This window comes from Enterobacter sp. TCD1-1, assembly GCF_020567405.1.
In the GTDB taxonomy this organism is placed as follows: domain Bacteria; phylum Pseudomonadota; class Gammaproteobacteria; order Enterobacterales; family Enterobacteriaceae; genus Enterobacter; species Enterobacter quasiroggenkampii.
On sequence record NZ_JAJCXF010000007.1, the window covers coordinates 65,826 to 88,036 of the forward strand.

The following is a 22,211-nucleotide window of genomic DNA, read 5'->3' on the forward strand; positions in this document are numbered from 1 at the left end:
TTCTGTTTCGTCGCGGTTTGTCACCTTAACTTCAGACAAAGTTTTACCCATAAGGGCATGGCTGATATGCTGCCCGCTACTTTAAATGTGATGGAAGGAAAACCCATGACCACCCCGACTTTTGACACTATCGAAGCGCAGGCAAGTTACGGTATCGGCTTGCAGGTAGGACAGCAGCTGAGCGAATCCGGCCTGGAAGGTCTGTTACCCGAAGCGCTGGTGGCGGGTATCGCTGACGCGCTGGAAGGTAAACAGCCTGCCGTTCCGGTTGACGTTGTGCACCGTGCGCTGCGTGAAATCCACGAACGTGCTGACGCCGTGCGTCGCGCACGTTTTGAAGAGATGGCCGCCGAAGGTGTGAAATATCTGGAAGAGAACCGTGAGCGTGAAGGCGTGAACAGCACCGAGTCTGGACTGCAGTTCCGCGTGATCAATCAGGGTGATGGCGCGATCCCGGCGCGTACCGACCACGTTCGCGTACACTATACCGGTAAGCTGATCGACGGTACCGTCTTCGACAGCTCCGTGGCGCGCGGCGAACCGGCTGAGTTCCCGGTGAATGGCGTTATCGCAGGTTGGATCGAAGCGCTGACCCTGATGCCAGTGGGTTCTAAATGGGAACTGACTATTCCGCACAACCTGGCCTACGGCGAGCGCGGCGCTGGCGCGTCCATCCCGCCATTCAGCACCCTGGTCTTTGAAGTCGAGCTGCTGGAAATTCTGTAATCGACTTTTCTTATCTCCTCTCCCCGGCTGGGGAGGGGAAAATAGCGTGAAAACCTATAGTTAAGCCGGAATCAATATTTTATCTTGCAAACGAAACTGTTGCGTGTATTTTTGTGAGCTGTTTCGCGCTGTATGAGTGATATGACACTCACTTTCAACATATTATTAACATAATATCTAAATCATAGTATTCATCCCGCCGATTCTTACCTAATATCGATTAGCCCTTACAAGGGAACGTCATTTTTTTGACGTATTTAAAGGCCAGAAGAGCCTTAACAACACAGACAGGCATAAACAGGAAAATATCACATGGTAGATCAGGTCAAAGTCGTCGCCGACGAAGAGGCGTCGTCTGAACAGTCGCTACGGCGCAATCTCACAAACCGTCATATTCAGCTCATTGCCATCGGGGGTGCCATCGGTACCGGGTTGTTTATGGGGTCAGGCAAAACCATCAGTCTCGCCGGACCGTCAATCATATTCGTCTATATGATTATCGGTTTTATGCTGTTCTTCGTGATGCGTGCAATGGGTGAACTGCTGCTCTCGAACCTTGAATACAAATCCTTCAGCGACTTCGCTTCAGACCTGCTCGGACCATGGGCGGGCTATTTTACCGGCTGGACCTACTGGTTCTGCTGGGTCGTGACCGGTATGGCGGATGTCGTGGCGATTACCGCCTACGCGCAGTTCTGGTTCCCGGGGCTGTCGGACTGGGTGGCCTCGCTGGCGGTCATCGTTCTGCTGCTGAGCCTTAACCTCGCCACCGTTAAAATGTTCGGTGAGATGGAGTTCTGGTTCGCAATGATCAAAATTGTGGCCATTGTCGGGCTCATCGTGGTGGGCCTGGTAATGGTGCTCACCCACTTCCAGTCACCAACCGGCGTTCAGGCGTCGTTTACCCATCTGTGGAATGACGGCGGCTGGTTCCCGAAAGGCATCAGCGGCTTCTTTGCCGGCTTCCAGATTGCGGTGTTCGCGTTTGTAGGGATTGAGCTGGTCGGAACGACCGCTGCGGAAACTAAAGATCCGGAGAAGTCCCTGCCGCGCGCCATCAACTCCATTCCGGTGCGTATCATCATGTTCTACGTCTTCGCGCTGATTATCATTATGTCCGTGACGCCGTGGAGCTCGGTGGTGCCGAGCAAGAGCCCGTTCGTTGAGCTGTTCGTGCTGGTAGGCCTGCCTGCGGCAGCGAGCCTGATTAACTTCGTGGTGCTGACCTCTGCGGCTTCTTCCGCAAACAGCGGCGTGTTCTCAACCAGCCGTATGCTGTTTGGTCTGGCGCAGGAAGGCGTGGCGCCGAGCGCGTTCGCCAAGCTCTCTAAGCGTGCCGTACCGGCAAAAGGGCTGACCTTCTCCTGCATGTGTCTGCTGGGCGGTGTGGTGATGCTCTACGTGAACCCAAGCGTGATTGGCGCATTCACCATGATCACCACGGTCTCTGCGATCCTGTTTATGTTCGTCTGGACCATCATCCTCTGCTCCTATCTGGTGTACCGCAAACAGCGCCCACACTTGCATGAAAAATCGATCTACAAGATGCCGCTGGGCAAGCTGATGTGCTGGGTGTGCATGGCGTTCTTCGTCTTCGTGCTGGTTCTGCTGACGCTGGAAGATGATACCCGTCAGGCGCTGATCGTCACGCCGCTGTGGTTTATCGCGCTGGGGCTGGGCTGGATGTTTATCGGTAAGAAACGTATGGCTGGCATGCGCTAAGCATGTTGCCGGGTGGCGCTGACGCTTACCCGGCCTACGTTCGAGGACGTTGCAGGCCCGGTAAGCGCTAGCGCCACCGGGCTTTTTTATTCCCCCGCCAATGCCCGCGGGAACAGAACGTTATTCTCCAGACTGATGTGTTCCATCAGGTCGTCGATCGTTTCGTTAATGCCGTTGTACATCGCTTTCCACGTTGTGCACGCTTCTGGCGGCGGCGTGACGTTTTGGGTGGTATGTTTGATCACCTCCAGCAGTTCGCCTGCGTCATCATGCTCGCTTTCCATCACGCTGATGGGCCCCATCGCCTGGCTTCCCATTCCCTGTTTAATCATCGGGAAGAGGATCTGCTCTTCTTTCATCATATGGCTGGAAAGCTCTTCGTGCAGCAGGGTCAGGTATTTCGCCAGACCGCGCGGTACGGACGGTTTATCGGCATGGACGCGCTCGACTTTGGTCGCCAGCAGGATCAGCTCCGGCAGCTGTTCACGGTGACGGTCATGATAACGCACGATGATATGGTCGATGATTTCCGCGAGCGGAGCGGTTCGCCAGTCTTTGTCGATGGGCTGTGCGGCCAGTTGCGCCAGCTCGGCTTCAATCACCTCAACGTCCAGCTCTTTGCGTAACGCCGCACGTGCCAGGGTTTGCTTACCGCCGCAGCAGTAGTCCATATCGTATTTACGGAACAGCGCAGAAGCGCGAGGAATGGAGAGCGCCAGCTCGCCGAGGGGTTGGTCGCGAAAGGCCATAGCAGTTACCTCATTCTCAATAATATAAGATGCATATTAAATGCATCTTTAAGGTGGCGCTATAACCCTTTAGAGGGACGGGTAAAAATGAGATGCAGATCACAAAAAAATATCCGATTTAACTCTCTGAATGGGCTCAGGAAAGTGGTTTCGAAACTTTTTAAAGGTGGAGAAACAGTAAACAACCCGCTGTGCCTGCCGATATATCCACGTCAGACAAACCTGCATATAACAAAGGCAACGCATGTTTAAACGTATAAAAGTCATTACCCTTCTGATTTCGGTGCTGCTTGTGCTCGGCATCATGCAAGTGATTTCCGCCGGTATCTTTATCAACGCCCTGAACAACGATAAAGACAACTTCACCGTGGCGCAGCTCTCCAGCAAGAACGTGGCGGAGTTTACCGATGCGTGGATCAGTCTGAACCAGGCACGCGTCACCCTGAATCGCGGGATGCTGCGCCTGCAAAGCAGCATGGCCTCGCAAATTAACGGCGGTCAGCTGAATGAGCTGGTGACCACTGCGAAAAATCTGCTGACTGAAGCGCAGGTTCATTACGATAAATACTATGCCTTGCCGAACACGCCAGGCCTGGATGAGAGCCTGACCAACCAACTCGAAGAGCAGTACCGCATTTACTCTGCAACGCTGACGCAAATGAACGTTCTGCTGAGCCAGGGCAATCTGGAAGATATGTTCAAGCAGAATGCCGAACAAAAACAGAACGCGATGCAGACGGTTTATCGTGAATGGCGTGAAGCGCAGGCTGCGCTCACGGATAAAGGCATTCAGGATAACGAAAGTGATTACAAGCGCATCCTGTGGATCCTCTCTGCGGTCATGTTGCTGGTAATTGTGGTGATTATCTCCAGCTGGATTGCGATGCGCCGCGTGCTGCTGCTGCCGCTGGAAGAGGTGATTAACCATATTCGCGCCATTGCGGCAGGCGATCTCACCCAGCCGATTCAGGCCGACGGTAAAAATGAAATGGCTATCCTGGCGCGCAACGTGCAGGAGATGCAAACTTCGCTGGCGAACACCGTGGGCGTAGTGCGTGAAGGCGCAGATACCATTTACACCGGTGCAGGCGAAATCTCTGCAGGCAGTAACGATCTCTCTTCCCGCACCGAGCAGCAGGCCGCGTCTCTGGAAGAGACGGCAGCCAGCATGGAGCAGCTGACGGCAACCGTGAAGCAGAATGCCGATAACGCGCGTCAGGCTTCCCGTCTGGCGCTGGACGCCTCCTCAACGGCGAAGAAGGGCGGCAACGTGGTGGAAGGCGTCGTACGTACGATGGATGAGATCGCCACCAGTTCCAGCAAGATCGCGCAAATCACTAACGTGATCGACGGTATTGCCTTCCAGACGAATATTCTGGCGCTCAACGCGGCGGTGGAAGCGGCCCGTGCAGGCGAGCAGGGCCGTGGTTTTGCGGTGGTGGCAGGGGAAGTGCGTACCCTTGCCCAGCGCAGTGCTCAGGCGGCGAAAGAGATCAAAGCGCTGATCGACGACTCCGGCGAACGCGTGAACGCGGGTTCGCAGCTGGTTAACGAAGCCGGGGCCACGATGGCCGAGATCGTCAATGCGGTCACCCGCGTCACCGACATCATGGGCGAAATAGCCTCGGCCTCTGACGAGCAGAGCCGCGGTATTGACCAGGTGGGCCAGGCGGTAGCCGAAATGGACCGCGTGACCCAGCAGAACGCCTCGCTGGTGGAGGAGTCTGCGGCCGCAGCGGCAGCGCTGGAAGATCAGGCTGCACGTCTGAACGAAGCGGTGGCGGTGTTCAAAATCACCCGCAATCAGGCGGTTAAAGCGGCGCCGGTGAAAACCTATGTGCCAAAAGCGCAGCCCGTAGCGGCGGCGTCTGAAGCGAACTGGGAAACGTTTTAAGGTCTTGCCCGGTGGCGGCTACGCCTTACCGAGCCTACGGTTTTGTAGGCCCTGCAAGCGCAGCGCCGCCGGGCAATACTCACATCTCCGACGCCGGAACAACCCTCGGTTTTTCCGGCTTCGCTCTCACCGCCATCACCACGCCCACGACCAACAGCACGATCCCGCAGGCCGTGAACAACGGCGGCACGCTCTGGCGCATCAGGAAGGTATACAGCAGTCCGGCCAGGGTTTCGAAGACAATCAGCGGCCCTAAGATCACCGTCGGCAGCTTCTGGCTGGCAATATTCCAGCACAGCGCGCCCACCCATGAACACAGCACCGCAATCGCCACCATCAGGCCGATAAACACCCACGGTCTTGGCCCGAAGGGCTGGGCGAAGTCCGGCTGCTGATGGCCCAGCCAGAGGCATGCGCCGAGATACCCCACGACGGATACGGGCAACGTGACCAGCGCCTGCGCCGTCGCCCACATCATTGGGTGCTTGTCCGGATTCTCACGCAGCCAGCGCGCGTTGCGCAGGGCATACCAGGCCCAGCACGCCACGGAAATGAACGCCAGCAGAATGCCAGAGCCGTATCGCCACAGGTCAACATCCCCCTGCCCATGACGCAGCTCGGCAATATTGACGCATATCAGCCCGAGGGCAGTGCAGACCAGCGCTGGTGCCATTTTTGACCACGCCAGTTTGCCATCGCGGTGGCTGTAAAGCAGGTTAGCAAAGACGGGGATGACGACCGGCAGCGTGCCGATAATCATGGTCGATACCGGCGCACCGGTACGCTGAATGGCGCTCGCGAGGCAAACGTAATAGATAAGATTGCCCATCATGGTCAGCGCCAACGCGGTACCCCAGTCCTGACGGCTGAGCTGACGCAAGCGCGCGCGCCCCAGCCACGCCAGGGGCAGGGCAATCAGCCCCAGCGCCAGATAACGTCCGGTCGACTGCAATATTGCCGGGTACTCCGGCACGATCAGCGGGCCGACAAAAATCAGCCCCCACATCATCCCGGCCAGCAGGGCATACAACACTCCACTAATCATTTTTCCATCCACAGGTATTTACGCTGTTCTCAGTGTAGGAGGGGCAAATGCGCGCGTATTGTATGAGGTTGCGCATTAGCGCCGGGTGACCTGCTTCTGGTAGCGCACGGGGGTAATGCCGTAGCGGTGGGTAAACGCGCGGGTCAGATGCGACTGATCGGTCAGTCCGGTTGCGGCGGCGACCTCTGCGGCGGGCATGCCGTGGGTGAGAAACGCTTTGGCGCGCCAGAGGCGAATGGCCATCAGCATCTGATGCGGCGTCACGTGAAAATGGGCTTTGAACTGGCGCTGGAAATGATACGGGCTGAGTGAAACGACGCCGGCCAGCTCGTCCAGCGTCAGAGCGCGCATATAGTTGTCGTGCAGGTACTCGCGTACCCGTTCGAAGCGGTGCGCGCCTTCCTGAACCCGCGGCGCGTGATGGGCAAACGGCTGGAAGGTCTCAATCAAATCCAGCAGTAATCCTTTTTGCGCAAGCGGATCGTCCGTGTGCCACAAGCCGTAAATAAGCCTGCCAATTTGCTGCGAGCGCAATGGGTCATGACGGGTCACGTCGCTGAACCACCAGTGCCGCAGACCGGTCACCTCTTCCAGCAGATCGGGTTCGATATAGACCATCCGGTAGCGCCAGCCGCCCTCGGTGGCGGATTCGCCGGTATGGATCTCGTCCGGGTTCATGGTAACGACGGATTTTTCCGCCGCGAGATGCTGGCTACCGCGATAGCGAAAACGTTCGGCACCGGTTTCAATCGTGCCGATCCCGAAGGCTTCATGGGTGTGAGGCTCAAAGGCGTAGTCAGAAATATGGGCATGATAAAGCTCCAGGCCCGGCAGCTGCGCCAGATGGCGAAAGCGCGCGCTGTCTCTTTCATCATTAAACTGTTCCGGTACGCCTTGCACGGTAAGCCTCCTCGTGGGTCATCTTTTCATTATCAAAGATGACCAGAGGGGATGCCACAAAAAATAACCATCCCGTAACAATTACAGGATGGCTTTGATGCTCTGCGCCAGCGGCGTGGTGGCGCGTCCGATCAGTTTGCTCAGCGTATGGCTGTCGTCAAAGAGCCCGCCTTTGGAGGCCCCGACATCGGAGTCCGCCAGCATATCGGCCAGACCGGCAGGCAAGCCGACGCTCTTCAGCGCGGCGGCAAAATCCGCTTCACTGAGATTCTGGTAGGTGATCGGCTTCCCGCTCTGTTTGCTGAGTTCAGCCGCCAGTTCGCTCAGCGTCCAGCCGTGGTCGCCCGCCAGTTCATATACCTTGCCCGCGTGGCCCTCTTCAGCGATCACTTTGGCTGCCGCCGCGGCATAGTCTGCGCGGGTGGCAGAGGAAATTTTACCCTCGCCTGCCGCTCCAATAAACACGCCGTGTTCCAGCGCAGGCGGCGCGCTCGCCAGATAGTTTTCGGTATACCAGCCGTTGCGCAGCAGGGCATAAGGAATGCCGGACGCCGCCAGCGCTTTTTCAGTGGCAACGTGTTCAACGTGCAGGCCGAGCGGTGAGGTATCCGCATGCAGCAGGCTGGTGTAGGCGATAAAGTTCACCCCTGCCGTTTTGGCGGCGTTAATCACGTTCTGGTGCTGGGTTGCGCGCTGGCCGACTTCGCTGGACGAGATCAGCAGCAGCTTATCCACGCCGCTCAGCGCGGCGGCGAAGGCGGCTTCATCCGTGTAGTCCGCCTGACGAACCACAATTCCCTGCTGGCTTAAGGCTTGCGCTTTCGCCGGGTTACGTACGATAGCCACAATCTGGTTAGCCGGTACGGTTTTCAACAGCTGTTCGATAACGAGATGGCCAAGCTGGCCGGTGGCGCCGGTAATCGCGATCATGATGAATCTCCTTCGTGTTTGTCTGGTGTTGTGGCACACTAGCACCATAGCTAACTTTTAGTAAGTACGTACAAAAAGGTAAGTATGAAAACAACGATACCGACGCTCAGCGAACAAATGCGCGATGGCAATCTTTTCGCGGAACAGTGCCCTTCACGAGAGGTGCTCAAACACGTGACCAGCCGCTGGGGGGTACTGATTCTGCTGGCTCTGCGCCAGGGGACGCATCGCTTTAGCGATCTGCGCCGTAAAATGGGCGGGGTGAGCGAAAAGATGCTGTCCCAGTCGCTTCAGGCGCTGGAGCAGGACGGGTTTGTCGATCGCGTATCGTATCCGGTCGTGCCGCCGCACGTAGAGTATAGCCTGACGCCGATGGGTATCGAGGTCAGCGAAAAAGTCGCCGCGCTGGCGGACTGGATTGAGGTAAATACGCCGAAGGTGATGGCGAACAGGGACGATCGCGCGGCGTAAAAGCCGGGTATGTGCGGCCTGATGCCCTCACCCTGGCCCTCTCCCACAGGGAGAGGGAACAAACACCAAAAACGGCAACGTGCGTTGCCGTTTTGCTTTTACTTGCTTAAATCCACCTGATAAATCGCGAACCCAATATCATCCGTCGCGACCTGTTTCATCGGATATTGCGCCTTCTCCTTGATAAACACGGCTGCCTTGTCGGACGGTGACGTTTCAAAGCGGATATCCAGCGGCGTATCGCTGTGGATCGGCGCCAGACGCCAGTTGTTATCCACCGCCGGATGAATTTCGCCGGCCTTTTTCGACTCCGCGCTGATCCACGCCGCCAGCACCGAGCGGTTCTCGTCCGGCGAGGCAAAGGCGATATGGCTATCTCCCGTACCGGCAAACTTACCGCCGTAGGCACGGTAGTTATTGGTCACCACCAGGAAGGTGGCATTCGGGTCGATCGCCTTGCCGTTGAAGGTCAGGTTTTTAATGCGCTCCGCCTGCGGGTTGATCGCCTGACACTCACCGTCATATTTCGCCGGTTGGGTGACGTCAATCTGGTAGTTCACGCCGTCGATCACGTCGAAGTTGTAGGTGCGGAAGCCATCCCAGTTAATCAGCGACTGCGGCTTGCTGCTGCGCGGGTCAATCTGGTTAAACTGTCCGGCAGAACACTCCAGCCACTCCTTTACCTCTTTCCCGGTGGCTTTAACCACTACCAGCGTATTCGGATAGAGATAGAGATCGGCGGCATTACGGAAGGTGAGCTGGCCCTTTTCGACCTCAACATAGCTTGCCGGGTCATTCTTACGTCCGCCCACTTTGAATGGCGCAGCGGCCGACAGGACCGGCAGCTTCGCCAGATCCGGATCGCCCTGCACAAAGTGTTCGGCATAGGCTTTCTGCGCCATGTTGACGACCTGGACGGTCGGATCGTCCTGCACCAGCGCCAGGAAGCTGTACATGTTGTCAGCGGATTTACCGATCGGCTTGCTGACGAATTCGCGCGTGGCGTCGTGATCGTGCTTCAGCACGTCGACCAGTTTTTTATCTTCCGCCGCCAGTGATTTCTTCGCTGCCGCGTCGTAGATCGGACGCGCTTCGGCTTTTGACTGCGTCACCTTCCAGCGGTCGCCGTCGTTATTCAGCACCAGATCCACTACGCCAAGATGGTCACCCCACATGCCCGGCATCACCGACGGCACGCCGTTGAGCGTGCCTTTCCCGATATCCGCCCCTTTGATGCTGGCGAAGTCTTTGCCCGGGAAGACCGCGTGGGCGTGGCCGAACAGGATCGCATCGACGCCCGGTACCTCACTCAGGTAGTAAACGGAGTTTTCTGCCATGGCCTGGTACGGGTCGGCGGAGAGACCCGAGTGGGCGACAACGACCACCAGATCGGCGCCTTTCTCACGCATTTCCGGCACGTATTTGCGCGCGGTTTCGGTGATGTCGTTAACGGTCACCTTACCGTCGAGGTTGGCCTTATCCCATGTCATGATCTGCGGCGGGACAAAACCGATATAGCCGATGTTCAGCGTCTGCTTTTTCCCGTCCCGATCGACAACCTCGGTCTCTTTAATCAGGTAAGGGGTAAAGAGCGGCTTTTGGGTCTTAACGTCGATGATATTGGCATTAACGTACGGGAATTTTGCACCTGCCAGGGCATCGTGCAGGTATGTCAGACCGTAGTTGAATTCATGGTTGCCAAGGTTACCGACGGTATAGTCCAGGGTGTTCATCGCTTTATAAACAGGATGGACCTCGCCTTTTTTCAGCCCCTTAGTCGCCATGTAATCCCCGAGCGGACTGCCCTGAATGAGATCGCCATTGTCGACCAGCACGCTATTTTTCACTTCGCCACGTGCGGCATTGATCAAACTTGCCGTGCGTACCAGTCCGAATTTTTCCGTCGGGGTATCTTTGTAGTAATCGAAGTCCATCATGTTGCTGTGCAGATCGGTCGTTTCCAGAATACGTAAATCGACCGTCGCTGCCTGCACGCTCGCCGCAATCAGCGTCGCCAGGAGCGTTGCGCTAAACTTAATCATCAGAAGAGTCCTTTTTTCGATCCAGGCCACAAAAGAGTATGTATCTATAACGCGTTGCTTACATAAATGTGAATCCTGACAGAAAAAAGCAACCTGAAACCGGAATTGCTTCACAGATAGCGGAATTGTTCACATTACGATATAACTAAAACAAAGAGTTAACCTCACTGCGTTAACAAAGAGGTGGAAAATGCTAGATAAAATTTGTCAGCTCGCACGGGATGCGGGAGATGCCATCATGCAGGTGTATGACGGTATTAAACCTATGGAGGTCGTCAGCAAAGCGGACGACTCTCCGGTCACGGCGGCAGATATCGCGGCGCATAAGGTGATCCTGAAAGGGTTACAGGCCTTAACGCCGGACATCCCCGTCCTGTCAGAAGAAGCGCCGCAAAGCTGGGACGAACGCCAGCACTGGCAGCGTTACTGGCTGGTGGACCCCCTGGACGGGACAAAAGAGTTCATCAAGCGCAACGGTGAATTCACCGTCAATATCGCCCTGATTGAGAAGGGGAAAGCGGTGCTGGGCGTGGTCTACGCGCCGGTCATGAAGGTGATGTACAGTGCTGCAGAAGGGAAGGCGTGGAAAGAAGAGTGCGGCGTGCGCAAGCAGATCCAGGTGCGCGATGCGCGTCCGCCGCTGGTGGTGATTAGCCGCTCGCACAGCGACAGCGAGCTGCAGGAGTACCTGCAGCAGCTGGGTGAACACCAGACCACCTCGATTGGCTCATCGCTGAAATTCTGCCTGGTGGCGGAAGGACAGGCTCAGCTCTATCCCCGCTTTGGGCCGACGAACGTCTGGGATACCGCCGCGGGGCATGCCGTTGCTGCGGCCGCCGGGGCGCATGTTCATGACTGGCAGGGCAAGCCGCTGGACTACACCCCGCGCGAATCCTTCCTCAACCCCGGCTTCCGCGTCTCTATTTATTGAGCCAGCAGCTTATGCAGCAGGTCGACAACCTGCTGCACCTCTTCCTGGGTCAGCGCCCCGTCTTTCACCCACTGTACGCGACCTTCTTTATCCAGCACGATAATCGCGGAGCTCTCTTCCTCCAGCTGCCAGGCCTTACGGGTGACGCCGTTGCTGTCGACGATAAACTGCGACCACGGGTAGAGCTTTTTATTGCTCTCAAGGCTTGAGCGCACAAACATCCCGGAACCCGGAATGGCGTCATCGGTATTCACGATCGTGGTGGTCTGGTAGCGGTCGTGAGGGAATTTTGCGGCCTTGATCGCTTCCACCAGGCTGGCATTTTTCTCTTTTGCAGATGTACGACCGGCAATATGTTGTACAACTCTCACTTTGCCCGCGAGTTGCGCGCTATTCCAGGCTTTGTAGCTAAACTTATCATTGTCGAGAATCAATTCTCCCCGGTCAGCAATGCCGACTGGCGGTACACGTTGTCCTTTTTCAATGTTGTGAGCACTCGCCCACAGGGGCAGCAGCAGGCAGGCTGCTGCAAGGATATTACGTAGGGTCATGGCGTTTCCTTATTGTTTGCAGGTGATCCGACCACTTGGTCATACGCTTTTAATGATAAGTGCGATCAATGTGGTTTTCCCGCAATCCCGATGCCAGTTTGCGGGTGAACGCACATATCCATGAAAAAACGACGGCTTATACTGCGCTCAGTCACGCTTTGCAAAGATTATTCTGAATAATTGTAATCAAACGGTAAATAAACTTATGCACACTGGGTAACACCGTAGTTCTGGTCTATAGTCATTGGGCATTAAAATTTGCGCTCAGGACAGTCGGGCCGATTGTGGCACCGCAAGAGCGTATGATTCGCAGGAGATACAAGAATGAAAATTTTCCAACGCTACAACCCGCTTCAGGTGGCGAAGTACGTGAAGATCCTGTTCCGTGGACGGTTGTACATCAAGGATGTTGGCGCTTTTGAGTTTGATAAGGGCAAAATCCTTGTCCCAAAAGTGAAGGACAAACAGCACCTGTCTGTGATGTCCGAAGTCAACCGTCAGGTTATGCGTCTGCAAACTGAGATGGCTTAACCAACGTGCTATGCAGTAGTAGTAGATAAAAAGACGGCTCCCGATGGGAGCCGTTGATGTTTGTGGGGGCAGGAACGTTACGCCGACACCTTCTCTTCCGCATCCGGCAGCTTCGGCACCAGTACGGTCGGTTTGTTGTCGATACGCGTCACCAGCAGCTGGTCGATGCGGTAGTTATCAATATCCACCACCTCAAACTTGTAGCCGGAGAACTTCACCGAGTCGGTGCGTTTCGGGATTTTACGCAGCATAAACATCATAAAGCCGCCGATGGTCTCGTAGTTTCCGGACTGCGGGAACTCGTCGATATCCAGCACGCGCATCACGTCTTCAATCGGCGTGCCGCCATCAATCAGCCATGAATTATCGTCACGCTGAACAATCTGCTCTTCCAGCCCCTGGCCTACCAGGTCGCCCATCAGCGTGGTCATGACGTCGTTGAGGGTAATAATACCCACCACCAGCGCGTATTCGTTCATGATCACCGCGAAGTCTTCCCCGGCGGTTTTGAAACTTTCCAGCGCTTCTGAGAGCGTCAGGGTGTCCGGCACAATCAGGGTATTGCGGATCTGCACGCCGCTGTTCAGCGCCAGGCTCTGGTTCGCCAGCACGCGGTTCAGCAGGTCTTTGGAGTCGACGTAACCGATGATGTGGTCGATATCTTCATTACAGACCAGGAACTTAGAGTGTGGATGCTGCGCCACTTTGTTCTTCAGGCTCTGCTCATCTTCATGTAAATCGAACCAGATAATGCTTTCACGGCCTGTCATGGAAGAGGGCACGGTACGGGATTCCAGTTCGAATACGTTCTCAATCAGCTCATGTTCCTGCTTGCGCAGCACCCCGGCCAGCGCGCCAGCTTCCACGACCGCATAAATATCGTCAGAGGTGATGTCGTCTTTACGCACCATAGGTAGCTTAAAGATGCGGAAAATGACGTTTGCCAGGCCGTTGAAGAACCACACCAGCGGGCGGAACACGAACAGGCAGAAGCGCATCGGGTTGATGATACGCAAAGCCACAGCTTCTGGCGCAATCATACCGATGCGTTTCGGGGTCAGGTCGGCGAAGAGGATGAACAGCCCGGTCACCAGTGAGAAGGAGAGGATAAAGCTCAGCTGTTCGGCCAGTTCGGCGGACATGTACTGCGCAAAGAGGCTGTAAAACGCCGGGGAAAACGCCGCATCGCCCACGATACCGCCGAGAATGGCTACCGCGTTCAGACCAATTTGCACCACGGTAAAGAACGTACCGGGGTTTTCCTGCATTTTGAGAATGCGTGAGGCGTTGATGTTGCCTTCGTCGGCAAGCAGCTTCAGTTTGATTTTACGGGACGCGGCCAGCGAGATCTCGGATATTGAGAAAAATGCACTGACGGCAATCAGACAAAGTATTACTAAAATACTGTTTAACATAGTTTATCCGGCTTCTCGCCAGATCCTCGGAAGGGAAGTTGATACCATTTGTGTGGAAACACATTGAACACCAGCTCGTAGCGTTGAGCCGATTATTTCAGCGGGTAGTATAGCGTAAAGAGATGTAAATCTGCCAGAGGTCACATTTTTGGCATAAAACAGACCGGACAGCGGGCGCTGTCCGGTACATCGCATTATTTCACGGTTGACAGGCGGACATCGCCCACCGCCCGACGGGTGGCATCGCCTCCCCATACCTGATCGTATTCATAGCCCGTGAGTTGTTTGATCACCACGCGGGTGCTGGCATCGCAGTCGCGGTAATCGCCACCCAGCTTACGGCGCGCAATCTCCTTGAGGAGCAGCTTGTGCGTCTCACGTGTCAGCTTGAACCTGTAGGTGGTGAAGAAGCTTACCGCCAGCAGAGCTGCCGTTGCGAAGATCATCAGGCCGATAATCGCCCCCAGCGCGCTTTCAGGCTGTGCGCCGCTGCCCTTCACAAAGCCGGATTCCTGCAGCACCAGGCCAATAATCATGATGGCAATCGCCACGGTGCTCTTGCGGGTCAGGACCATCACCCCGGCAAAAATCCCTTCGCGGCGCTGCTGGGTCACCATCTCGTCAATATCCGGAATGAAGCTGTAGATATTCCACGGAATATAGTAGAGGCCAGAGCGGGCGGCACCGAGCAGAATAAAGACCGCGGAGAACAGCAGCGTCGGTACCTGCGTTTTGGTGAGGTAGACCGTAAACAGGAAGGCCAGCACCAGGAAGATACAGCCGTAGGAGAGCCGCAGGGCGGCAGACGGCGTGACGTTCAGCCGGTTCAGCAACAGCATAAACCCATAGGTGCCGGGGACCGAGGCGAAGGCCGCAATGCTCAGCCAGCCTGATACCGCAGCCGCATCCTGGCTTAGACAGTACACGACATAATAGGTAAACACCGAACCGAACACGTCCATCGCCGTGAACGAAAAGATATAAATAATAATATGCAGGCGGAACGCGCGGATACGGAAGGAGGAAAAGAGATCCAGCACCAGATATTTCAGGTGATTCAGTAGCCCGCCGCTGCGCTGGTTATCCACTTTAAAACTGGATTCCTGTTGCACATCCTTCGCTTCCCAGGTGGTGTACCAGGTAATAAATACCGCAAGGCAGAACACGCAGGAAAATATCAGCCCGGTGAGGGTATAGGTAAACGGATTATCTTTCCCCGTGAACTGCATAATCACCCCGGGAACGGATACCGCAAGAAAACCGCCCAGCTGGGAGCAGATCATCCGCACGCCGGACAGGCGGCTACGCTCTTCATACCGGTTCGTCATTTCAGCCGCCAGGGTCTCCCAGGGGACCAGCACCATCGCCGACAGCAGCTCAATAGAGAGGTAGGTGCCCAGGTAGTACCAGTAACCCATGTCCGTCAGCCACAGCAGGGCATATAAAAACATGAGCGGTGAACTGAGTAATAAAAAGAAGCGGCGACGGCCAAATTTACGCCCGAGCCAGGTATCCCCGAAGTTATCGGTGATATAACCCATTATCGGGCTTAATAGCGCATCAATCACGCGGGCAATGGCGAATATCGATCCCGCTTCAATGACCGAGAGTCCGCAATAGGTGGTGTAAAAAAATAACAGCCAGGTGCCGATAATGGCGAAAGCGCCTCCGCCAAAAAGATCGGTTACGCCGTAGCCGAGCGCTACGCCATAACCCACTCTACGTTCAGTTGGTTTGACCATAATAATATCCAGTGTAGGGTAATGATTAACCCGTTTTTCGGGTCGTTTTTTTATTGAGTGCTGGAATACAAATTACGTTCTAGTTATTGATATCTATCCATTGTCTTAATTGAGATGAGCGGTAAATAGCCTCCACAAGCGTGAGTGAATGTCCGGCTTCACGGATGGTGGTGTAATCCGTGTGCCCCGGGTGGGTGATGGCGTGATAAAACCGGCGGATCGCCTGCTCGTGCCCCAGCCCCCAGTAGCTTTTGACCGAGCCGTCGGGAGAGTCATCGCTGGCCAGCCTGAGGCGCTCGCCGCGGGTGATGCACCAGAGCACGTTGTTATGCAGCAGCAGCGAGCCCTTTTCGCAGTGGATCTCCATCAGAAGCGGGGAATCGGTGGTATTGCAGTTGCTGGCGTAAAACAGGCCGCGCGCGCCGTTGGCAAAGTGCAGCGTGGCCATTGCGCTGTCTTCCCCTTCGGTCACGTCCGCCAGCTCGCCGCTGTCCACCACGCCTTTCACGCGCGTTACGCCACCGGCAAACCACTGCATCAGGTCGAGGGTATGAATGGCCTGGTTGATCAGCAGGCTGCCACCTTCCGTTGCCAGCCGCCCGCGCCACGGGCTTTCGGTGTAGTACGCGCCCGAGCGTGACCACGTCAGCACGGCCTTAATGCTGAGCATTTTCCCCAGCTCGCCCTCCTCCAGCATCTGGCGAATGCGCAGGCTGGTGGGGTTGAGGCGATTCTGGTAGCACACGCCGAGCAGACCCGACGCCTGTTCGGCGGCGCGGGTGATATCCACGAGTTCGCTGCTGTTCATGCCCACCGGTTTTTCGCAGAAAACATGTTTCCCGGCGGCGAGCGCCGCCAGGATCATGCTTTTATGCTCGAAATGCGGCGTGCAGATGTGGACCACGTCGATGGCATCATCCAGCAGCATTTCCCGGTAATCCTGATAGAAGCGGCACTGATAGCGCATTGCCAGCTCCAGCCCTTTGACGCTGTCGATGTCGACCAGCGCGCGTAGCGCGACGTTGGGGAGCAGGCGCAACGCATTCACATGGCAGCCGTGGATCGCTCCGGCACCGATAACCGCCGTGTTCAGGATCGTCATTGTCGCCTCCCGTTATTCCGTCGCGTTGGCCAGCATCTGGGCCTTCACGCAGAGCTCGGCCGCTTTGAAGGCGTGCGCCTGCGTCATGGCGTTTTCGGTACGATGCAGACAGTCGAGGATCAGTTCGCCAAAGAACGGGAACCCGACCTGTCCGGCGACCGGATAGCGGAATTCCCCCTCTTTATTGACGAGATAAACCACGTCCTGCTCGCCGCGGGTGAGATCGACATATTTGCGGATCTCGATATACCCGTCGGTGCCGAGCAGCGTCAGACGTCCATCGCCCCAGGTTGAGAGTCCGTCGGGGGTGAACCAGTCGCAGCGGAAATAACCGCTGGCGCCGTTTTCGCCCCTGATTGTTGCGTCACCGAAATCTTCGAATGCCGGATGCTGCGGATGGTTGAAATTGCGTGCCTGACTGGCGACCACGGTGGCGTTACGGTTGCCCGTGTAAAACAGAAATTGCTCAATCTGGTGGCTGCCGATGTCGCACAGAATGCCGCCGAAGTAGCGACGATCGTAGAACCAGTCCGGGCGGCCGGTCCCTTCCCGGTGCGGGCCTGTCCCCAGGGTTTGGACGACGCGGCCAATGGCCCCCTGCTGCACCAGCTGTCCGGCAAACACCGCGCTCTCCACGTGGAGACGTTCGCTGTAGTACACGGCGTATTTCCGGCCGGTTTTCTCAACCATCGCTTTGGCATCCGCCAGCTGTTCAAGAGTGGTGAGCGGGGCTTTATCCGTGAAGTAGTCCTTGCCGGCCGCCATCGCTTTCAGCCCCAGCGCGCAGCGCTCAGACGGGATGGCCGCGCCGGCCACCAGACGCACTTCGTCGTCGTTGAGTATCACCTCCAGCGACTCCGCCACGTTTACCTGCGGGTATTGCTGGATAAATTTATCCACTTTTGCCGGATCGGGGTCGTATACCCACTTCAGCGTGGCCCCGGCTTCAATCAGGCCGTTACTCATGCCGTAGATATGGCCGTGGTCGAGCGCGGCAGCGGCAAAAACAAACTCCCCCTCGCGGACAACCGGCTGAGGTTTACCCACCGGCGCGTAGTTCATTCCGTCATTTTTGTTCATGGTGTCACTCCTTAATCCAGGTCTTTGCCAAGGGGAATCGCACCTACTTCGCTGAAGTTGGCGACGCTTGCGGATTTTTCATAAAAACGGGGAGCAAGGGCGCTCGTCCCACCGGTACGGTAAAACGGGTCGTCGCGCTGAATCGGCAGCGAGACCACGGTGCGGGTAATGGCGGATTTATAGATCGCGGCGATCAGCTCCAGCGAGCGTTTGCCCTGTAACCCATCCACTAACGGTGCCGTGCCGTGCTCGATGGCAGAAAGCAGGTCATTAATCTGCCCGGCGTGCAGCGTCCACTCGAGCTTCGGCGTCTGCTTAAACACCGCGTCGAGTTGCGCTTCGCGCTGCTGGTCGTGGGTTTCCTGCGGGAAGCCGTTATCGGCGCTGACGCTGGCAAAGGCCTGCCACGGCGCGGAGATGCGCGCCTTCTCACCCTGAATAATGATTTTCTGATCTTCCCCGTGGTGCACGACCGAGGCGGTAAGCTGGGTGAGCGCACCGCTGGGGTATTTGAAGATCGCGGCGCTAAGGTCTTCGACTTCAGCGTTGTCGTGCGCCACGTTGGTCATCATCGCCACCACCTCGGACGGAAAGCCCAGCATCCACTGAATGGCGTCGATGTGGTGAACCGCGTGGTTAAGGGTGCAGCCGCCGCCCTCTTTTTCCCAGGTGCCGCGCCACCAAAGGTCGTAATAGCAGTGTCCGCGCCACCAGAAGGAGTCCACCTGCGCGTGGCAAACCTTGCCCGCAAGCTCCGAATCCAGCGCTGCTTTTAAGCGCCAGAAGGCATCGGTAAAGCGGTTTTGGGCAATGATGGAGAGCATTTTTCCGCTGGCCTTTTGTGCCGCGATCATCGCGTCGCACTCTTCCAGCGAGGCGGCCATCGGTTTTTCGCACAGCACGTGGCAGCCCGCGTTCAGGGCATCAATGCTGATCTCTGCGTGGACGTAGGGTGGCGTGCAGACGTCGACGATGTCGATATCCGGTTCGGACGCCAGCATCTGCTGGTGGCTGTCATACACGCGGGCGTCCGTCAGGCCGTAGCGCGCTTTTTTCTCGTGGGCTTTTTCCGGATAAATATCAACCAGCGCGACGATCCGGCAGCGTTGGCCAAACTGCAAATAGCCCTGAATATGGTTGTGGGAGATATTCCCTGTTCCCACAATAGCGACATTTAACATTGATTCTTCTCCGGAGTTACCAGGTGCCTGAGGCGTCCAGCGTGACGCTGGCTGTCTCTTTAGCCACTGAGGTGCTGATGCGTTGTTGAAGCAGGCGCAGATACTGTTTTTCGTTGAGCGGGAACTCGACCCAGTCGTCCGTCCAGGTGGAAAGGTGCATGGCGTTGGAGAGCGTCAACCCGTGGATCCCTTCCAGACCCGGCGCAATGAGCGGCTCGCCGCGCAGGATGGCGGCACAGAAGTTGGCGGTAATGACGTGGTGTTCGCTGCATTCCGGGGCCACGGGAAGCGTGACCTCCCAGCATTCAGGCTCACCAAAACCGTTCTGCCAGCGGGCGTTGAAGGCGGTTTCAGATTCCCGCAGCCGCCAGTAGCGCAGCTTGCCCTCTTCGACGACCACCTTGCCGCGATCGCCGACGATTTCCAGCCGGTTGGTTCCCGGCGTTTCCGCCACGGTGGTGATGAACACGCCCGTCGCGCCGTTGGCATATTCGGCATAGGCGGTGACGTCGTCTTCCACTTCGATATCGCGATGCTTGCCGAACTGGCAGAATGCGCGCAGACGGACCGGCATACCGACCAGCCACTGCCAGAGATCGAGCTGGTGCGGGTCCTGGTTGAGCAGCACGCCGCCGCCTTCTCCTTTCCAGGTGGCGCGCCAGCCGCCGGAGTTGTAATAGCTCTGCGAGCGATACCAGTTGGTGATGATCCAGTTGGAGCGGCGGATCTCACCCAGCTCGCCGCTGTCGATCAGATCTTTCACCTTCTGGTAGAGCGGGTTCGGGCGCTGGTTGTACATGATGCCGAACACCACATCGCACGCCTGGGCGCAGGCGTTCATCTCCTGTACCTGGGCGGTATACACGCCCGCCGGTTTTTCACACAGGGTGTGGATGCCGTTGCGCATCGCCAGCATCGACAGGCGCGGATGCTCGTAGTGGGGCGTAGCGACAATCACCGCGTCGATAAGCCCGCTCTGGAGCATCTCCTGCGCGTCGCTGAACACGGGGAGGGTGCCGACCAGCTGGCGAATGGCCGGATGCTTTTCCGGCGCATTATCACAAACTGCGGCAAGGCAGGCGTCGCTGACCGTACCCGCCAGTAAATAACGCGCGTGGACCGTACCGATATTACCTATTCCAATAATGCCAAAACGTACCTTCTCCATGTCACACCTTAATTTCAGTTGAAATGAGTGATGACCGGAAAATAGGAAAGGGGAGCGGTAGCGACAATGTGTTTTTGTGAGAATACTCGCAAGGTGATTAAGTAATCTCCAGGCGTTTTGAAATTTGGTTTTAAAATCAAAGGACTGTTTCTGCAAATATTTGCAAAAACTGAATGAGAGCGAGGTCACACTATGCCGGGCAAGTTAAAAATGGAGGAAATTGCGGCTCTGACGGGCTATTCCGTCAGCACGGTTTCGCGGGTATTAAGCGGCAAGTCTTACACCAGCGATAAAGCCAGGGAGGCGATCGTTCGCACCGCGCGGGAGCTCGGTGTGCTGGAGTCTATGGCGAGCGGAAGACTGCTCATTAACGGTATCGCTGTTTTTGCACCGGAAAGAACCTTTCAGGGACGCGGGGATATTTTTTATCTGGAAGTGACGAAAGGAATTGCTGAAGCCTGCGCGCGGCATAATGTGTGGGTCACGTGCTGTGGTTTAGAAGAGCAGCACGCCGATGTGAAAGTCTTTATGGAAAAGGCCAGCCATAAGAATATTAACGCGATAATTATTATTGGCACTGATGATTCCACCATATTTAAACTGGCAAGCACCCTGAATAAGCCCTGCGTGTTAATTAATTCCGTTGACCGGGATCGGGTACTGGATTCCGTGTCACCCGATCACCGGGCGATCGGCTTCACCACCATGCAGTACCTTTTCGAGCAGGGGCATCGCCGCGTGCTCACGCTCACCTGCCTGCGGCGGGATACGCTGTACGCGCGTCTGGACGGCATCAAAGAGGCGTACCGTCATTTTCATGTCGCCTTCGATCCCCAGCGCGATTTGCTCGTGACGGAGTGGTTTACCGCAGAAGAGGCCGAGCAGGCGCTGGATGCGTGGTTAGTGAATCATGACCGCTCGCAGTGGCCGGAGGTGATTTTCCCGAACAGTACCAGCATGACGGAAGGGGTGGTAAGGGCGTTGACGCGACACGGGCTGCGGATTCCGGAAGACATTTCGCTCATCACGACCGATTTTGCATGGAATTTAGCGCACCGTCTGGAAAAACCGGTCACGGGCGTGACGGTGCCCTGCCGCGAGCTGGGTATTGAGGCCGTCCATCTGCTGCAAACGCGGCTCAACCGACCGCAGGCACCGGTCTTTAACCTGCTGTTGCAGGGCAAAGTGATGGATTACGGCTCGGTCAGCAATGCCACGCGCCACGCGGCTCGCGTGGCGCTGGATCAGTGATCAGGCCAGCTGTGGCGGCAGGCAAACGCCGATGCCCCCAATGCCGCAGTAGCCGTACGGGTTTTTATGCAGATACTGCTGGTGATCGTCCTCGGCGTAGTAGAACGGTTTCGCCGTCGCGATTTCCGTGGTCACCTCGCGCGTATCGCCCGCTTCACGCATGGCCTGCTGGAAACGCTCCAGGCTGGCGCGCGCGGCGGCATCCTGCTCAGGGGTGAGCGGATAGATAGCCGAACGGTACTGCGTGCCGTGGTCGTTACCCTGACGCATGCCCTGCGCCGGGTCGTGATTCTCCCAGAAGACCTGCAGGAGCTGTTCGTAGCTGATTACCGCAGGGTCATAGACCACGCGCACCGCTTCCGCATGGCCGGTTTCGCCGGAGCAGACTTCGCGGTAGGTTGGATTCGGCGTGTAACCGCCCGTGTAGCCGGCTGCCGTGCTGTAAACGCCGGGCAGCTGCCAGAAGAGGCGCTCAACGCCCCAGAAGCAGCCCATGGCGAACAGGGCGATTTCCATGCCATCCGGCACGTTGGTCATAGAATGGCCATTGACGGCGTGTAAGGTCGCTACAGGCATAGGGGTGTTGCGTCCCGGTAATGCATCTGCTTGTGAAACCAGATGCTTTTTGTCGAATAAACTCACGATGGGGCCTCCCGGGGTGCGATGTTTCAGTTAAGGTTGTCACGAAGCGTTTAATTGAACACAATAAATGCGCTGAATGAGACTAGATTTAATCATAAGAAATATTTGGGTGTTACACCCATTTTCAACCCGCGATTC

At 56.5% G+C, this 22,211-nt stretch carries 20 protein-coding genes; 7 read left to right on the forward strand and 13 right to left on the reverse strand.

The window, feature by feature from the left end:
• The first annotated feature begins 105 nt into the window (after positions 1–105).
• Complete coding sequence (fklB, locus tag LJA86_RS20055) at positions 106–726, forward strand: FKBP-type peptidyl-prolyl cis-trans isomerase (protein ID WP_008502892.1); 621 nt, start codon at positions 106–108, stop codon at positions 724–726.
• A gap of 312 nt (positions 727–1,038) precedes the next feature.
• Entirely contained in the window at positions 1,039–2,448 is a 1,410-nt protein-coding gene (gene cycA, locus LJA86_RS20060; RefSeq protein ID WP_008502891.1) for a D-serine/D-alanine/glycine transporter, read from the forward strand.
• 86 nt (positions 2,449–2,534) lie between these two features.
• Here the strand turns inward: cycA and ytfE are convergent, their stop codons facing one another.
• Entirely contained in the window at positions 2,535–3,197 is a 663-nt protein-coding gene (ytfE, locus tag LJA86_RS20065) for an iron-sulfur cluster repair protein YtfE (RefSeq protein ID WP_229226630.1), read from the reverse strand.
• A gap of 244 nt (positions 3,198–3,441) precedes the next feature.
• On the opposite strand from ytfE, the gene LJA86_RS20070 reads away from it, so the two are divergent.
• Positions 3,442–5,091, forward strand: coding sequence for a methyl-accepting chemotaxis protein (locus LJA86_RS20070; RefSeq protein ID WP_063622701.1), 1,650 nt, complete (start codon positions 3,442–3,444; stop codon positions 5,089–5,091).
• Between the two features lie 79 nt (positions 5,092–5,170).
• Here LJA86_RS20070 and LJA86_RS20075 read toward each other — a convergent pair whose 3' ends face one another.
• The 3 genes from LJA86_RS20075 to LJA86_RS20085 form a co-directional block, all read right to left on the reverse strand.
• On the reverse strand, positions 5,171–6,136 hold the full coding sequence (locus LJA86_RS20075; protein ID WP_048027884.1) for a DMT family transporter: 966 nt from the start codon (positions 6,134–6,136) through the stop codon (positions 5,171–5,173).
• Positions 6,137–6,211: 75 nt separating this feature from the next.
• On the reverse strand, positions 6,212–7,036 hold the full coding sequence (locus LJA86_RS20080; protein ID WP_045907981.1) for an AraC family transcriptional regulator: 825 nt from the start codon (positions 7,034–7,036) through the stop codon (positions 6,212–6,214).
• 81 nt (positions 7,037–7,117) lie between these two features.
• A complete protein-coding gene (locus tag LJA86_RS20085; RefSeq protein ID WP_229226631.1) occupies positions 7,118–7,966 on the reverse strand; it encodes an SDR family oxidoreductase in 849 nt (282 codons plus the stop codon).
• Positions 7,967–8,050: 84 nt separating this feature from the next.
• Here LJA86_RS20085 and LJA86_RS20090 point away from each other — a divergent pair, with 84 nt between their 5' ends.
• Positions 8,051–8,437, forward strand: a complete 387-nt coding sequence (locus tag LJA86_RS20090; RefSeq protein ID WP_023331869.1) for a winged helix-turn-helix transcriptional regulator — start codon at positions 8,051–8,053, stop codon at positions 8,435–8,437.
• Between the two features lie 98 nt (positions 8,438–8,535).
• On the opposite strand, the gene LJA86_RS20095 is transcribed toward LJA86_RS20090, so the two are convergent.
• Positions 8,536–10,479, reverse strand: a complete 1,944-nt coding sequence (locus tag LJA86_RS20095) for a bifunctional 2',3'-cyclic-nucleotide 2'-phosphodiesterase/3'-nucleotidase (protein WP_229226632.1) — start codon at positions 10,477–10,479, stop codon at positions 8,536–8,538.
• A 190-nt stretch (positions 10,480–10,669) separates the two neighbouring features.
• Here LJA86_RS20095 and cysQ point away from each other — a divergent pair, with 190 nt between their 5' ends.
• Positions 10,670–11,410 (forward strand): 3'(2'),5'-bisphosphate nucleotidase CysQ, encoded by a 741-nt coding sequence (gene cysQ, locus LJA86_RS20100; protein ID WP_023617832.1) that lies wholly within the window; start codon positions 10,670–10,672, stop codon positions 11,408–11,410.
• Here the strand turns inward: cysQ and LJA86_RS20105 are convergent.
• On the reverse strand, positions 11,404–11,961 hold the full coding sequence (locus LJA86_RS20105) for a YtfJ family protein (protein ID WP_023617831.1): 558 nt from the start codon (positions 11,959–11,961) through the stop codon (positions 11,404–11,406). The genes cysQ and LJA86_RS20105 overlap by 7 nt on opposite strands.
• Before the next feature lie 324 nt (positions 11,962–12,285).
• Here LJA86_RS20105 and LJA86_RS20110 point away from each other — a divergent pair, with 324 nt between their 5' ends.
• On the forward strand, positions 12,286–12,492 hold the full coding sequence (locus tag LJA86_RS20110; protein WP_008501430.1) for a DUF1107 domain-containing protein: 207 nt from the start codon (positions 12,286–12,288) through the stop codon (positions 12,490–12,492).
• A 77-nt stretch (positions 12,493–12,569) separates the two neighbouring features.
• On the opposite strand, the gene LJA86_RS20115 is transcribed toward LJA86_RS20110, so the two are convergent.
• From LJA86_RS20115 to LJA86_RS20140, 6 genes are all read right to left on the reverse strand, one after another.
• Complete coding sequence (locus LJA86_RS20115) at positions 12,570–13,907, reverse strand: hemolysin family protein (protein ID WP_008501429.1); 1,338 nt, start codon at positions 13,905–13,907, stop codon at positions 12,570–12,572.
• 194 nt (positions 13,908–14,101) lie between these two features.
• A complete protein-coding gene (locus LJA86_RS20120) occupies positions 14,102–15,649 on the reverse strand; it encodes an MFS transporter (protein WP_045908036.1) in 1,548 nt (515 codons plus the stop codon).
• Between the two features lie 79 nt (positions 15,650–15,728).
• Positions 15,729–16,751 (reverse strand): Gfo/Idh/MocA family protein, encoded by a 1,023-nt coding sequence (locus LJA86_RS20125; protein WP_229226633.1) that lies wholly within the window; start codon positions 16,749–16,751, stop codon positions 15,729–15,731.
• A gap of 12 nt (positions 16,752–16,763) precedes the next feature.
• A complete protein-coding gene (locus LJA86_RS20130; protein ID WP_048027907.1) occupies positions 16,764–17,831 on the reverse strand; it encodes a Gfo/Idh/MocA family protein in 1,068 nt (355 codons plus the stop codon).
• Between the two features lie 11 nt (positions 17,832–17,842).
• Positions 17,843–19,012, reverse strand: coding sequence for a Gfo/Idh/MocA family protein (locus LJA86_RS20135; RefSeq protein ID WP_048225340.1), 1,170 nt, complete (start codon positions 19,010–19,012; stop codon positions 17,843–17,845).
• Positions 19,013–19,028: 16 nt separating this feature from the next.
• Positions 19,029–20,180 carry a Gfo/Idh/MocA family protein gene (locus tag LJA86_RS20140; protein ID WP_048225344.1) on the reverse strand — a complete coding sequence of 384 codons (1,152 nt, stop codon included), beginning with the start codon at positions 20,178–20,180 and terminating at the stop codon, positions 19,029–19,031.
• Between the two features lie 192 nt (positions 20,181–20,372).
• Here LJA86_RS20140 and LJA86_RS20145 point away from each other — a divergent pair, with 192 nt between their 5' ends.
• Positions 20,373–21,431 (forward strand): LacI family DNA-binding transcriptional regulator, encoded by a 1,059-nt coding sequence (locus tag LJA86_RS20145; RefSeq protein WP_048027913.1) that lies wholly within the window; start codon positions 20,373–20,375, stop codon positions 21,429–21,431.
• Here the strand turns inward: LJA86_RS20145 and msrA are convergent, their stop codons facing one another.
• Positions 21,432–22,073: a peptide-methionine (S)-S-oxide reductase MsrA gene (gene msrA / locus LJA86_RS20150; RefSeq protein WP_048027915.1), complete on the reverse strand. Its 642-nt coding sequence runs from the start codon at positions 22,071–22,073 to the stop codon at positions 21,432–21,434.
• Between the last annotated feature and the right edge of the window lie 138 nt (positions 22,074–22,211).